At 55.7% G+C, this 14,678-nt stretch carries 13 protein-coding genes; 9 read left to right on the forward strand and 4 right to left on the reverse strand.

The annotated features are described in order from the left end of the window. Positions 1-300: 300 nt before the first annotated feature. The gene (locus QMZ30_RS08900) at positions 301-2,196 is read left to right on the forward strand and encodes a methyl-accepting chemotaxis protein (protein WP_283227075.1); all 1,896 of its coding nucleotides are present in this window, start codon (positions 301-303) and stop codon (positions 2,194-2,196) included. Positions 2,197-2,235: 39 nt separating this feature from the next. Here the strand turns inward: QMZ30_RS08900 and QMZ30_RS08905 are convergent, their stop codons facing one another. Next, positions 2,236-3,303: a LacI family DNA-binding transcriptional regulator gene (locus QMZ30_RS08905; RefSeq protein WP_283227076.1), complete on the reverse strand. Its 1,068-nt coding sequence runs from the start codon at positions 3,301-3,303 to the stop codon at positions 2,236-2,238. Between the two features lie 196 nt (positions 3,304-3,499). On the opposite strand from QMZ30_RS08905, the gene QMZ30_RS08910 reads away from it, so the two are divergent. The 4 genes from QMZ30_RS08910 (at position 3,500) to idi (ending at position 8,170) form a co-directional block, all read left to right on the forward strand. Continuing rightward, a complete protein-coding gene (locus QMZ30_RS08910; RefSeq protein ID WP_283227077.1) occupies positions 3,500-4,669 on the forward strand; it encodes a Gfo/Idh/MocA family protein in 1,170 nt (389 codons plus the stop codon). Between the two features lie 10 nt (positions 4,670-4,679). Beyond that, complete coding sequence (locus QMZ30_RS08915; RefSeq protein WP_058969799.1) at positions 4,680-5,744, forward strand: Gfo/Idh/MocA family protein; 1,065 nt, start codon at positions 4,680-4,682, stop codon at positions 5,742-5,744. Between the two features lie 102 nt (positions 5,745-5,846). Then, entirely contained in the window at positions 5,847-7,403 is a 1,557-nt protein-coding gene (locus tag QMZ30_RS08920; protein ID WP_283227078.1) for an MFS transporter, read from the forward strand. Positions 7,404-7,636: 233 nt separating this feature from the next. Next, positions 7,637-8,170 (forward strand): isopentenyl-diphosphate Delta-isomerase, encoded by a 534-nt coding sequence (gene idi, locus QMZ30_RS08925; protein ID WP_039329650.1) that lies wholly within the window; start codon positions 7,637-7,639, stop codon positions 8,168-8,170. Between the two features lie 32 nt (positions 8,171-8,202). On the opposite strand, the gene QMZ30_RS08930 is transcribed toward idi, so the two are convergent. Further along, a complete protein-coding gene (locus QMZ30_RS08930; protein ID WP_283227079.1) occupies positions 8,203-9,669 on the reverse strand; it encodes an MFS transporter in 1,467 nt (488 codons plus the stop codon). Between the two features lie 217 nt (positions 9,670-9,886). On the opposite strand from QMZ30_RS08930, the gene osmF reads away from it, so the two are divergent. From osmF to QMZ30_RS08950, 4 genes are read left to right on the forward strand one after another with little or no spacing between them, the layout of a single operon-like run. Beyond that, a complete protein-coding gene (osmF, locus tag QMZ30_RS08935) occupies positions 9,887-10,795 on the forward strand; it encodes a glycine betaine ABC transporter substrate-binding protein OsmF (protein ID WP_039329646.1) in 909 nt (302 codons plus the stop codon). A gap of 3 nt (positions 10,796-10,798) precedes the next feature. Next, positions 10,799-11,965, forward strand: a complete 1,167-nt coding sequence (locus QMZ30_RS08940; protein ID WP_283227080.1) for an ABC transporter permease — start codon at positions 10,799-10,801, stop codon at positions 11,963-11,965. Then, positions 11,958-12,893, forward strand: coding sequence for an ABC transporter ATP-binding protein (locus QMZ30_RS08945; protein WP_283227081.1), 936 nt, complete (start codon positions 11,958-11,960; stop codon positions 12,891-12,893). Before QMZ30_RS08940 ends, QMZ30_RS08945 begins: the two co-directional genes overlap by 8 nt. Continuing rightward, positions 12,893-13,624, forward strand: coding sequence for an ABC transporter permease (locus QMZ30_RS08950; protein WP_283227082.1), 732 nt, complete (start codon positions 12,893-12,895; stop codon positions 13,622-13,624). Before QMZ30_RS08945 ends, QMZ30_RS08950 begins: the two co-directional genes overlap by 1 nt. Here the strand turns inward: QMZ30_RS08950 and QMZ30_RS08955 are convergent. Both QMZ30_RS08955 and QMZ30_RS08960 read right to left on the reverse strand, forming a co-directional pair. Beyond that, positions 13,605-13,712 (reverse strand): YohO family small membrane protein, encoded by a 108-nt coding sequence (locus QMZ30_RS08955; protein ID WP_231568843.1) that lies wholly within the window; start codon positions 13,710-13,712, stop codon positions 13,605-13,607. The genes QMZ30_RS08950 and QMZ30_RS08955 overlap by 20 nt on opposite strands. 83 nt (positions 13,713-13,795) lie before the next feature. Beyond that, a complete protein-coding gene (locus tag QMZ30_RS08960) occupies positions 13,796-14,530 on the reverse strand; it encodes a MerR family transcriptional regulator (RefSeq protein ID WP_039329653.1) in 735 nt (244 codons plus the stop codon). Positions 14,531-14,678: the final 148 nt, after the last annotated feature.

Consider the following 14,678-nt stretch of genomic DNA (forward strand, 5'->3'; position numbering starts at 1 on the left):
TGCGGTTTGATGCCCTCACCCTAACCCTCTCCCACAGGGAGAGGGGACTGAGCGAGCGAAGCCTTACCTGGCACTGCATCCCTCTTCTCACATATAGCAGCGTCTCCCTCTCCCTGTGGGAGAGGGCCGAGGTGAGGGCATCAGCGCGCACTCCCCTAATTAAGCGCAGCGTTAGTCACCACCCTAATGATCACCTAAATCAACTATTTGCATTTTTGTGATCTGGCTCACCTCAAGTTCCGCTTTAACACGCCGTTAACCTCGATCAGGCAACTCGCCAACCAGGGTAAGGGCACATCGATGTTAAAAACTACACAATCTCGTTTTACCGCGACGTTGGTCGCATTTTTCGTGGTCCTGATGCTGGTTACCGTGGTGGTGATCAATCAGTTTATTGCTCCGCAACTGAGTCAAAACGAAAGCCGTTTGGTCCGCTATGAAGTCGATGGCCTGGCCGGGCGTATCGTTGAACAGATGAACCGTGTGCAGGCACAACAGCGCGCGATCACGGAGGCGGCAGGCGTGATGGTCAGCGCCACCATCGACACCTTACTGCCAACGTTGGTGAACCAATACCAGGACAGCAACGTTTTTGGTGGCGGTATCTGGCCACTGCCCAATCGTCGCGATCCTGCGAAGGAGAAAGACAGTTCGTTCTTTGCGCGTAATGCCAGCAATCAGTTGCAGGTCAACACCTACTGGAACTCTGATGCGGCGGATAAATATTGGGAACAACCCTGGTACAAAGACGGTATGGCGGCAGCAAAAGGGCAGTGTGCCTGGGCGAAAGCCTACCAGGATGCTGCCAGCCCGCAGCCGCGCACCAACTGCGCCATGGCAATTTATCGTGATGGCACGGTGTGGGGGGTGGCGACTATTGACGTCACGCTCGGTTTCTTCAACCAGTTGGCAAAACAGATGGGCGATGCGATTCAGGGACGTGTGCTGATCGTGGAAGCCGATGGCAAAGTGGTGGGTAACGCCGCGCTGCTGGACGGCACGCCGAAGCTGGAAAATCTGTCCGATACCCAGTTGCCAATGGCGTCTGCGTTGAAAGGTTTACTGGCGCAGGCGGGAACACAGCCAACCCAAACGACTTTCAAAGGTGAGGATGGCGAACACACCTTGTTCCTGCAGGCCATTGCGGGCAGTCCGTGGTATCTCGCCAGCGATGTCCCTTCCAGCCTGCTGGATGCACAAACCCACAGCATGCTGACGCGGCTTGGCCTGGTGCAGATCCCACTGGCAGTTATTTTGTTGCTGGTTCTGCTCGGTTTCGTGCGCGCGATGATGAAACGCCTGAGTCTGTTGCATCGCAATATTGAAGCGCTTTCAATGGGCGGTGCCGATCTCACCCAGCGCTTACCTGCCAGCAATAGCCCTGAATTCAATGCGGTGGCGGAGAGTTTTAACCAGTTCATTGCGTATCTGCAGGGATTGATGCGTCAGGTCGGAGACAGTGCTTTAGCCATCACAGCCGCCTCACGTGAAATCGCCAGCGGCAATGCGGATTTGTCTGCGCGTACCGAATCGCAGGCCAGCTCGATTGTGCAAACCGCTGCTTCGATGGAGGAGTTGACCGGGACCGTGCGTCAGAACGCCGATAACGCCACGCATGCTAATCAGCTGGCAGATGGTGCCTCGCAAGTGGCCGCGCGGGGTACAGACGTGGTGCGCCAGGTGGTCAGTACCATGGGCGCGATCAACCACTCATCACGCAAGGTGGTGGATATCATCAGTGTGATTGACAGCATTGCCTTCCAGACCAATATCCTGGCACTGAATGCTGCAGTTGAAGCGGCGCGCGCGGGTGAGCAGGGGCGTGGCTTTGCTGTGGTGGCGTCGGAAGTGCGTAATCTGGCCCAGCGTTCGGCTAACTCCGCACGCGAAATTAAGAAGCTGATTGAGGAGTCGGTGGCCAACATCGATACCGGTAGCCAGCTGGTTGAGCAGGCCGGACAGACCATGGATGAGCTGATGCAAGGCGTTAGCAGTGTGACAACGCTGATGAGCGAAATCATGTCTGCCAGCCGTGAACAGAGCATGGGGATCGAGCAGGTTAACGTGGCGATCACGCAACTGGATGGCAGCACGCAGCAGAACGCCGCGCTGGTGGAGCAGGTCTCCGCTGCGGCCCATGCGATGGAAGAGCAGAGCGTGCAGCTGGAATTGGTGGTGCAGAGCTTTAAGCTGTAAGGGGCGCGGGGCGATGTTAATCATCGCCCCGCGCTAACATCACGTAAACGCGTTCCGAATCTCTTCACGCGCCGCATGGCGTGTGGCATTGGCGACGGTGCCGCGATCCACCAATTTCCCCTGCAACAGCAAATTGTAGATTGATGACTGCGGGCGATTGAGGCGGTTCTGGATCAACTGTATCGCCTCATAACCCAACTCGCGGCAGGGCACGGCGAATCCCGTAATTGGCATTTCAGGTGATCCCTCCAGACGGCTCGCCAGATCGGTGGTCATCAACGACATATCCTCGGGCACGCGTAAACCGCGTGACAGCAAAGCCTTTTGTACGCCAGTAATGATCCCTTTACCGCCGGGCAGAATCACATCTGGCCACTGTTCACGGGGATGCGCATCCAGCCAGCGATGCAACGCCGCTTCGGTATCCTGCGATGAGTAAGCTTCAATCACGATCAAATCATGCTGCGAATTAAACGGCATATGAAAGTGGCGATAGGCGTCTTTGATCCCTTCCAGCCGCAGAAACAGCGTCTCACGACGCAGACAGGTCACGGTCAATACGCGACGATGGCCCTGTTCGAACAGATGCTGCATAGCGCTAAAACCAATCGCACGATGATCGGGAGAGACCGCATCCAGCCTCATATCTTTATCCCGCGAGTTGATCAATACACAAGGCTTATCCAGCGATGCCGCGAGGCTGAAAATGGCTTGATCGTCGGTGCCGATGATGATGATGGCGCTGATATTTTTTGCGCTGGCTTTCTCCAGAAACAGCTTCACATCGGCGCGTTGCTCCTCCAGCGGACAGTAGCTGATATGCACATCGTGTGATGCACAGGCCTCGGCGATGCCGCGTGTCACTTCGAGATAGAAGTGGTCCCCGCGCGGGGTAAAGGTGCGGGCGGGCGCAAACACCACAATGCCATTGATCAGCAGCCGGCCACTCATCATTTCGTGTAAGACACCGAGTCGACGTGCGCAATTTACGATGGCATCACGTGCCTTATCGCTGGTGTAGGATTTCCCGCTCAATACGCGCGAAACGGTGCTAACCGAGTAGCCGGTTATTGCTGAAATTTCGTCCATTTTGAGCTTGCCAGCCATAATGTGATCCCCATCCCAATCAATTTTTGCAAATTTTTGCAGACGCAGTGGATTGATATTAAGACTGTTTTACATGTGGTTCACAAACATCCGCACCGCTCTGCGAGCATTCTCACAAAAACAGTTTGTCCCCTCCGCCGTGCTTTTTTATGTTCCTCGCAGACACCTCAATAGCGGTCACAGGCGGAGAATCACGATGTTAAAAATTGCGATAGTGGGCATGGGCAATATTGCCAATTCACATATCCAGGCATTTTTGCAGTTTCCTGAGCGCGGCAAAATTGTCGCGGTAGCGGATGTGTATCCGGAAAAAGCGCGCGAGAAATTGCAGCGTTACGGCCTGCACGATGTGCGTGTTTATCGCGATCACCAGGAGATGTTGGCTGAAGGGGCTGACATTGACGTGGTGGATGTCTGCACGCCGCCCTACGTCCATGCGGAGAACACGATTGCGGCGTTGCAGGCCGGGAAACATGTGCTGTGTGAAAAACCGATGGCGGCCTCGCTGGAGGAGTGCGATGCAATGATCGCCGCGCAAAAAGCCAGCGGGAAAATTTTGTCGGTGGTGGCACAGAACCGCTTCACTGACGCTTTCTGGCGGCTGAAGGCGGCCGTGGATTCCGGGCTGGCGGGCAAAATTTGTCATGCACAAGTGGACTCCTTTTGGTGGCGTGGTCATTCCTACTATGACTTGTGGTGGCGCGGTACTTGGGAAAAAGAGGGCGGCGGCTGCACCCTCAACCATGCGGTACACCATATCGATGCCATGCAGTGGATGCTCGGCGCGCCGAGTGAAGTGGTCGCCATGATCGGCAACGTGGCGCACGACAATGCCGAAGTTGAGGATCTCAGCGCGGCTATTTTCCGTTATCCCAACGGCACTCTCGCACAACTCACCGCTTCGGTGGTGCATCACGGTGAAGATCAGAAAATCGTGCTGCAGGGTGAAAGAGCGCGACTCTCTGCTCCGTGGAAAGCGGTGGCTATGCAGGCTGCTGAGAACGGTTTCCCTGAGAAAGAGAACAACCAGGCGCTGGAGAGTGAGCTGGAACGTTTCCATGCGGATACGCCACCGCTCAAATGGACGTTACATGCAGGACAGGTGGATGACTTCTTCTCCGCCATCGAACAACAACGTGCACCACTGATTGATGGCGAGCAGGGTAAGCGATCGCTGGAGCTGATCACCGCCATTTATAAATCGGCTATCACCAAAAGTACCGTCTCCTTGCCGATCCCGAAGGATGACGCCTTCTATCGCACCGGCGGGCTGATTGCCCATGCGCCGCACTTCTATGAAAAACAGGCTTCGGTGGACAATTTTGCCGACGTCGATGATATCCCACTGGGCAAAAACTTTGCGTGAGGACACAACCATGAATAAGCAGGATGGCATGAACTACGCGCCGCAAGGCAAACCGCAGCCGGTGGTGCAGCCGGGGGAGTTCGTGATCGCAGCAGCAGGGCTCGATCACGGCCACATTTACGGCATGTGCAATGGCCTAACCGAAGCCGGCGCCACGCTAAAATGGGTGTTTGATCCCGATCCCGCCAAAGTGGATAAGTTTGTGCAGCAATATCCGCAGGTGCAGGTAGCGGACTCACTGGAGACGCTGCTGGCGGACCCGCAGGTTCAGCTGGTGGCGGGGGCGGCGATCCCGTCACAGCGCTGCGCGTTGGGGCTGAAGGTGATGGCGGCTGGCAAAGATTACTTCACCGACAAAGCGCCGCTCACCAGTCTGGAACAGCTGGAAGATGCCAAAGCGATGTGCGCCAAAACCGGGCGCAAGTATGCGGTTTATTACAGCGAACGTTTACACGTTGAGAGTGCGGTGTTTGCCGGCCAACTGGTGGAAAGCGGGGCTATCGGTCAGGTGGTACAAACGCTGGGCACCGGCCCACACCGTGAAGGCACCGGACGACCAGACTGGTTCTATCAACGTCGTTATTTCGGCGGCATTCTGTGCGATATCGGAAGTCATCAGATTGAACAATTCCTCTATTACACCGGCAACAGTGATGCCACTGTCGTGGCCAGCCAAGTGCGCAATTTCCGCCATCCGCAACATCCGCAATTCGAAGACTTTGGTGATGCCATGCTGGCCGGAGAGAACGGCGCGACCGGCTATTTCCGCTGCGACTGGTTCACGCCAGACGGCTTATCCACCTGGGGCGATGGACGTATGACGCTACTCGGCACCGACGGTTATATCGAAATTCGTAAATACACCGACCTGACACGTGGTGAGCAGGATGTGGTGTATCTGGTGAATAAGGAGGGGGAATTCCGCTATGCGGTGTCAGGTGAAGTCGGTTTTCCCTTCTTCGGGCAACTGATTAAAGACTGCATTCATCGCACCGAACACGCCATGACTCAGCAGCATGCGTTTAAAGCCGCGGAGTTGTGCGTTAAGGCGCAGATGTTAGCCAACGCGGGATAACGCCTCCCTTATTACGTTGATTTCCAATTCTGTTGATAACAACAGCGGCAGGGCATTGCACCTTGCCGTTATTACACCCCTACCAGAACAGGAATCGGATCGATGGTTAAACCTACAGAACGTCGCGTCGGTTATGGTGTAGCAATAGGCTACGGACTAACTGACTTATTTGGCGGCGGTGCCTTTGCGGTAATTGGCACCTGGCTGCTGTTTTTCTATACCACCTACTGCGGATTATCGGTATTTGAAGCCGGTTCGATATTTGCTATTGCCCGTGTGATCGACGCGATATTAAGCCCGATTATGGGCTATATCACCGATAATTTCGGCAATACCTGGCTGGGGCGTAAATTTGGCCGCCGCCGCTTCTTTATTTTAATCTCCTCACCGTTAATGCTGCTGTATGGCGCACTCTGGGTGACGGATATGGGCTATTGGTATTATCTGGGCACCTATCTCACGATTGAATTGCTGTCAGCGATGATACTGGTGCCGTGGGAAACCTTGTCATCCGAGATGACCAACCGCTTTAGCGAGCGTACGCGTCTTTCTGGTGTACGTCTGATGTTCTCTGCGCTTGGCAGTTTCCTCGCAGTTTCTGTACCGGGGCTGATCATGTCCTACACCGGTAAAGACAATGCCATCACCTTTACCCTGACCGGGGTGATTTTCTCGGTGATTTATTGCATCGCCGTGTTTATTACCTGGCTGACCACCTGGGAGGCAAAGGATATTCAACCGGAGGAGGATGTCGCGCAACGATCCGCGCGAAGTGGCAGTTTGGGTTCGCACCTTAAATTTCTGTTTGTGGATTTGGCGTCGTCATTCAAAATCAAAGCGTTTCGCCAGCATCTGCTGATCTATATCTGCTCATTTACCGCGATGGACGCCTTTTTGGCGGTCTTTACCTATTTCGTGATCTACGGTCTCAAGCAGGATGCTTCATTAGCCTCACTGCTGCTGAGTAATATGATGTTTATGTCTATCCCGGGCACCTTTATTTTTATGATGCTACTGGGGCGATATAACATGACGCCTTCCAATGCGCTGAGGATCTGCTATCTCAGTATCACCACCATCTTCGTTCTGCTGTTTGCTGTCTATTTGTGGCAGTGGCAGATACCGACGCTGCTGTTCAGCACGCTCTTTCTCTTCCTCGGGATTGTGCGCGCAGGGTTGTTTTACATCCCGTGGAATATTTACAGCTTCATTCCCGATATCGATGAGATGGTGACCTGCAAACGACGCGAAGGCATTTTCGCGGGCGTGATGGTGCTGACGCGTAAAAGCTCGGTTGCCATCGCCATCTTTATGATTGGCATCGTGCTGCAGGAGAGCGGATTCGTGAAAGGCAATGGTGCACAGCCTGAGAGTGCCATTCATGCGATTGTCGGGCTAATGGTGTTCGTCACCAGCGCATTGCTGGCAGTGAGTTTCTGGCTGACCTTTAAGTTCAAGCTGACCCAGCGTAGCCACAAGTTGTTGATCAAAGAAGTGGCGCGCCGCAAGTTGGGCGGCACCCCCGCGCACTGCGATGCAGAAACCCGCGTGGTGATTAAAGACCTCACCGGATATGCCTATGACGAGGTGTGGGGGGCGGCGCATAAGAAAACAACCAGTGAGCCGGTGATCATTCAGAGCGTTAAATTAAAAGAGTAGGGACATAAAGCAGGGCATCATGCTGCTTAATCAAGCGCTTTCTGGTCGCCATAAATGGCGACTCTACAACGATCCTGTGCGCGCACTAGGCACACCATCGCAAATTTTCCGCTATTTGCCTTATGGCTGCTAAGCTTATCTTCATCGCGCCAGCGCACGGAATGTGCGCGATTTCCTCAGATTCAGGCTCAGAGGTTGTGTACAATAGCTGAGAATTTTCCGAAGGAGTTGTCATGCCCGCCATTGAAGTTATTCTCGTCGACCACCTCGATCGTCCCACCGGCAAGATGGAAAAGCTGGAAGTACATGAGAAAGGATTGCTGCATCGTGCGGTGACGGTCTACGTGTTCAATTCGCGCCATGAACTGCTGCTGCAGCGCCGTGCCAACGGCAAATATCACTGTGGTGGCTTGTGGAGCAACACCTGTTGTGGTCACCCTTATCCACAGGAATCGACGCGCGATGCCGCAGAACGTCGCTTGCGTGAAGAGATGGGCATGCAGCTAGCGCTGACGCCGGTATTCGAATTGAGCTACAACCTGCCGCTCAGCAATGGTTTGACCGAGCACGAATACGGTCATGTGTTCTTCGCCATCAGCGATGTTGAACCGCAACTCAATCCGGAAGAAGCGGATGCCTGGTGCTATCGCTCGATTGCGCAGATTCAGCAGGAAATGCAGGATGATCCTGAGCAGTTTACGCCCTGGTTCCTGCACACCTTCCCACGCATCCCCAATACCCTTGGCGACTTCCGCCTGACTGCATAAAAAAAACGCCCCATGCGTGGGGCGTTGTCATGCTAGCTAAAGTCTTCCGCATCGACATCGTAGCCTGAGGGTTCCCAGCGAATCGCCAGCAGCGCCAGCAATCCGATCAGCGGAGCAAGGAAGATCACCCAAAACACCCCAGTGCCAAACGTGGCGACCAGCAGCGGGAAGACAAACAGCGACACGGTGGAACTGCCGCGCATCAGCGTCTGGTTAAAGCCAACGCCGACGCCACGCAGTGAAGCTGGATAGCTCAGTGAAGCGAACGTCATGGTGTGCGAGCCCGGACCAAATCCCTGACCAAACAGGAACAGCGCCAGCATGGCGATGGCAACGGCAGCCTGTTCACCGCCTTCTGGACGGCCAATCAAAGCCAGTCCGAGCAGTGCAATACACTGGCAGCTGTAACCCGCTACTGACATCTTCCAGGCACCGAGACGGGGCACCAGACGCACGGCCAGCAATCCGCCGACAAACGCAAACAGCAGATTGAGCGCCAGCGACACCAGAATGGTGGTCAGCATCGATTGGGCGAAGAAACTCGAAATGATCACCGGCAGGCCAAACGCCACCGCGTTATAGGCAAACGATGAAGCGATGGAGGTCACCGTGGCTAAAATCGTCCGGCGGCGATAGACACCCTGAAGCAGCGCGCCATAGTTGCGCCAGCTGGCCTTGCGTACCGGTTTGGCCTGGGTTAAATCGGCATCATCCGCCACCTGCGCGTTGATGTTGTAGGAGCGTTGCAGGATCTGTGCGGCCCCCTGCAGGTTGCCCTGATTCGCCGCCCAGACCGGGGATTCACTCATATAACGGCTGCGAATCGCGATGATCAACAACGCGGGAACCGCGCCAAAACCAAGAATCAGACGCCACAGCCAGTCGGTGTGGCTCTCCGGCAGCACTGCATACAGCAGTAACACCAGCAGATAGGAAATACTGATTGCCGCATACCAGGTGGGGCACCACATCGCCACACTGGCCGCCTTATTGCCCTGTCCGCGCAGTTTGGAAAACTCCGCCAGAAACGCCATCGCCACCGGCAAATCAATGCCAACCCCCAATCCCATCACGAAGCGCGCACCGCCTAACACATACTCGTTCGGCGCAAAGGCGCAGGCCAGCGCAGCGACCACGAAGAAGAACATATCCGCCATAAAGACGCGGTAGCGGCCGATTTTATCTGTGAGATAACCGCCGATCAGGGCGCCGACAATCGCGCCGAAAGTGATGGCCGAGGCCACCATACCGGTGCCGGTGGGGGTGAGATTAAATTCGCGCGTGACGTCTTTGATGCCAAAGGCCAATGCGCCGAGGTCGTACGCATCAAGAAACACGCCGCCCAGCGCGATAGCGACCACAATGCGCGCGTTACTGCGCGATTCATTGCTGTTATTGACAAGATTCGACACGTCAGCAGCGCTGCGAATCCATTTGGTTTCGCCTGATGGCGTATTCCCTGCCAGCGCGACGTGCGCCGGAGAAGCTAAGTCGGACATGATGTTATGTATTTTATTGTAAAGAGTGGGCCTATGAGAATAATCCCCAGTCAACGCTTTAAAAATTCCATTTGGTTATAAGTCCTGCGTTACGGTTATAAACAATGCGCAATTCATAGCAGAAAAAGCTCGAACTGCGCGGCTTGACCGCCCCCATCTGGTTTCGCCAGGCTACGCTTGATAGTCACACAGCGAAACATAAGCAGAGGAAAGCGGCATGATTAAGCAGGGTTTATTGGGGATGATCGCGTTAGCGATGAGTGTGGGCGCGGCTAACGCTGCCGATCCGGTCAAGGTGGGATCGAAAATCGATACCGAAGGTTCGCTGCTGGGGAACATCATCCTGCAGGTGCTGGATAAACACGGGGTAAAAACCGTCAACAAAATCCAGCTCGGCACCACCCAAGTGGTGCGCGGTGCGATTACGGCGGGTGAACTGGATATCTATCCGGAATACACCGGTAACGGCGCATTTTTCTTCAACGATGAGAAAGACGCTGCCTGGAAGAATGCACAACAGGGCTACGAGAAAGTGAAAAAGCTCGATGCCGATAAAAACCATCTGGTCTGGCTGACACCCGCCCCAGCCAACAACACCTGGACGATTGCGGTGCGTGGCGATGTGGCGCAGAAAAACAATCTTCACTCCCTCGACGACCTCAGTGCTTACCTGAAAAAAGGCGGCACTTTCAAGCTGGCCGCGTCCGCGGAATTTATCGAACGCAGTGACGCACTGCCAGCCTTTGAAAAAGCCTATAACTTCAAGCTGGATCAATCGCAGTTATTGTCGCTGGCGGGCGGGGATACCGCGGTGACCATCAAAGCGGCGGCGCAGCAAACGTCGGGCGTCAATGCGGCGATGGCATATGGCACCGATGGTCCGGTGGCGGCGCTGGGTCTGCAAACCCTGAACGATCCTAAAGGTGTGCAACCGATCTATGCCCCGACGCCGGTGATCCGCGCCAGCGTTCTACAACAGTATCCGGATATCGCCAACTGGCTGCAGCCAGTGTTTAGCAAGCTGGATGAGAAGACCCTGCAACAATTAAACGCGCAGATTGCGGTTGAAGGTCAGGATGCCGGCCAGGTCGCGCAGCAGTGGTTGCAGCAGAATAAGTTGCTGTAAGCAGTGCCGCCTCTGTTGCTTAGACCGCGCCAGCAGCCGGTTCTGCTGGTGCTCACACTGCTGATCACGCTCGCCCTGTTTGCCCTGCCGTTGCTGAGCTTTGCGGCGAACCGTCTGGTCTCGGGGCAGCCGCTGATGCTGTGGCAGGTGGCGCAATCCTGGTGGGTGTTGCTGCCGTTGCTGGTGCTATGGCTGGGATTGTGGTGCCAGCCACGCCGCTATCCTCAGCTTATGGCCATGCTGGCGGCTGAAGTGATGCTGGCGTTGTTGGTGGGCATCGCCGGGCATGCCGCGAGCGCCCTGGCGAATGGCGGCAGTCCGCTGGCGCGTACCGCGTTGGGCAGTGGTTTATGGTGTGCCGCCGCGCTGGCGTTACTGCTGGCGGCTGAGATTATCCGCCAACTCGTTCACAGCACCCCTTGGCGCATTCTGCTGAATCTGCAAATCTGGCTGGTGCCGCTGCTATTGTTGCTCAGCGGGCACCTCGATCACCTGTCTCTGCTAAAAGAGTATGCCAACCGCAAGTCGGTGTTTGATGCGGCGTTTAGCCAGCATCTGCTGCTGTTGGGCGGCACGCTGCTGCCGACGTTATTGATTGGCGTACCGTTGGGGCTGGCGATTGCCCGGCGACCGCGCTGGCAAAGTGCTGCCTTTAGCGTGTTAAACCTGATTCAAACCATCCCTTCTGTTGCACTATTTGGTCTGCTGATTGCGCCGTTAGCCGGTTTAGCTTCTGCCTTCCCGGTGTTGGCGAGCTGGGGTATCAGCGGAATTGGCACTGCCCCGGCGCTGATCGCTTTGGTGCTCTATGCGCTATTACCGTTGGTGCGCAGCGTGGTGGCCGGATTACAGCAGGTGCCACAAGAGGTGCGTGAAACCGCGCGCGGCATGGGGATGAGTGCGCTGCAACAGTTCTGGCATGCAGAACTGCCGCTGGCACTGCCGGTGTGGCTATCGGGTTTGCGCGTGGTGGTGGTGCAAACCGTGGGGCTGGCGGTGGTGGCGGCGCTGATTGGTGCCGGGGGATTTGGCGCGATTCTGTTTCAAGGATTGCTGAGTAGCGCACTGGATTTGGTCTTGCTGGGCGTGATTCCGGTAGTGGCGTTGGCGGTGATGTTTGATGCCGCGTTGCGTTTACTGTCGGCACTGTTGGAGAGGTCACATGATTGAGTTTCACCAGGTCAGCAAAGTGTTTGCTGGCAAAACGGCGGTGCGAGATCTGACGCTGCATATTGAGAAAGGCAGTTTTACCGTATTGATTGGCACGTCCGGCTCGGGTAAATCCACCACCCTGAAGATGATTAACCGGCTGGTGGAACATGACAGCGGTGAGATTCGGTTTAACGGGGAAGCCATTGAGCGTATGGATGCACGCGCCTTACGACGCCGTATCGGTTATGCCATCCAGTCTATTGGGCTGTTCCCTCACTGGAATGTGGCGAAAAATATCGCCACCGTGCCCGCTTTACTGGGCTGGCCGCAGGCGAAAATCAATCAGCGCGTAGAGGAGTTGCTGGCGCTGCTGAATCTGGATGCGCATCTGGCATCACGGTTTCCGCATCAGCTCTCTGGCGGGCAGCAGCAGCGAGTCGGAGTGGCACGTGCGCTGGCCGCCGATCCGGAACTGTTATTGATGGATGAACCCTTTGGTGCACTTGACCCGGTGAATCGTCAGGCACTGCAGCAGGAGATGCTGCGTATTCAGAAGCTCTCGGGGCGCACCGTGGTGCTGGTGACGCATGATATTGATGAAGCTCTCACGCTGGCCGATCAGTTGGTGCTGATGGACGGGGGAGAGATTGTTCAGCAGGGCAAACCCATCGAACTGTTGACTCAACCGGCCAATGATTTCGCGCGTGCCTTCTTTGGCCGCAGTGAGTTGGGCGTGCGACTGCTCGCCTTGGGACGCGCAGGCCGTGCAGCTCGGCGAGGAGAGTGGCTGGAGGGCGAACCGATTGCTGCGGCACTCACGCTGCGTGAAGCGCTGTCGCAATTTATCGCCCGGCGCACGGATAAATTGCCGGTGGTTGATCAGCATCAGCAGCCGCTCGGGGTACTGCATTTCAGCGATCTGTTACGCCAGCGGGAGGCCGGGTAATGCGCCTGTTGCGCGATCCACTCTACTGGTTGCTGGCCGCGTTTCTGCTGCTGCTGTGGGGATTACCGCACAGTGGGCCGCTGTTTGCCCACTGGTTCCCGCAGCTGGATCGGCCGTTGTATCAGCAGGAGAGTTTTTGGCAGTTGGCGTTGGCCCATCTTGCATTGGTATTGAGTGGCAGCATGCTGGCGCTGGTGGTTGGGGTAGGCTGTGCGGTATTTGCCACGCGCCGGGCCGGACGGGCTTTTCGTCCGCTACTGGAGACTTTAGCGGCAGCCGGGCAAACCTTCCCACCAGTGGCGGTGTTGGCGATTGCGGTGCCGGTGATGGGCTTTGGCGCAACGCCTGCGATCATGGCGCTGTTCCTTTACGGACTGCTACCCATTCTGCAGGGCACCTTAGCGGGATTAGACAGTGTGCCCGCCAGCAATCGCGAAATCGCCATCGGGCTGGGCATGGGGCCTTGGCAACGTCTGTGGCAGATTGAACTGGCGCTGGCGGCTCCGGTGATCATGGCCGGAGTGCGTACCTCGGTGATGATCAATATCGGCACGGCGACCATAGCATCTACCGTGGGCGCGGAGAGTTTAGGCTCGCCGGTGATCATCGGACTCAGCGGCTTTAACACCGCCTATGTCATTCAGGGGGCCGTGCTGGTGGCGTTGCTGGCGTTAATCTGCGATCGCGTATTGGAGCGCGTGCAAAGAAAACTCAGTGGCTGGGAAGGATAAGGCTGTAACCGACCAACATCATGCCGCCCATGCCGCCAATGGCCATCACGGCAAACAGGGTGCCGATGAAAATTTTATTCCAGTTCATAATGGAAACCTGAGTAAAGTCATGGAGTGCGGCATGATAGCGCGCACACCCGGCGAGGCAAAGGCCGAGTGTGCGATTTTTCGTTAAGCGGGATCGTGAATGTGGATGGAAAATCCTTGCGCCTGCCAGTGTTCAAACTGCTCTAACTGACGACGCGTGGGCTTCTTGCCTGTCCAGATAAACAGATTTTGGCCGGGAAAAAGCTCAGGGCGCGGCATATCCAGCGGTTCGGCTAACACATCCATGCGCCAGCCCTGCTGCGATAAGCGCCAGGCTTCCAGCCAGATGCGTGTGCGATCTTCGACACCCCAGCCAATCATTAACGCATCTTTGCCGGCTTTTTTCCGTCCACTCGCCAGGCAAAAGGTCACGTAATCAATCAACGCACCATCCAGCAGACTGCACATGGTGCGCGCGGTGTTTTGGTCGAGTCCAAGGCGTTGACGCACAGGCACAAAAATGTGATCGATCAACGCATCCACTGGATGTTCGCGGCCAATCGTGGCGATTTTAGTGCGTAATTTAGCGGGGCGAACATGCCGAAGCACGCCCATTAACTCTTCCTGCAGCGCGCTCCAGCCATCATGCGCATTCACGGTTTCGCCTTCCAGCAAGGCTTTGACCTTACCGACAGGCACACCACTCTCTATCCAGCGTTTGATCTCTTCAATACGCTGAACATCTTCGTCATCAAACTGACGATGTCCGCCTTCGGTGCGCTGGGGTTTAAGTAAACCGTAACGGCGCTGCCAGGCGCGCAGTGTTACCGGGTTGATTCCACAGCGCTCGGCAACATCACCGATACTGTATAAGGCCATAGCGTCCTCAAAAATTCTGACCTGCATTACAACACCTTAACCGCCACGCTTGGGTTGTACAACTCTTTTGTTTCTGTACAACTTGACCCAGTGCACGATTTCAGGTTCTATCTCATTATTGAGATTTAATTCCCATAAATGAGAGGTG

This window comes from Pantoea sp. EA-12, assembly GCF_030053355.1.
GTDB classification, from domain to species: domain Bacteria; phylum Pseudomonadota; class Gammaproteobacteria; order Enterobacterales; family Enterobacteriaceae; genus Pantoea; species Pantoea vagans_C.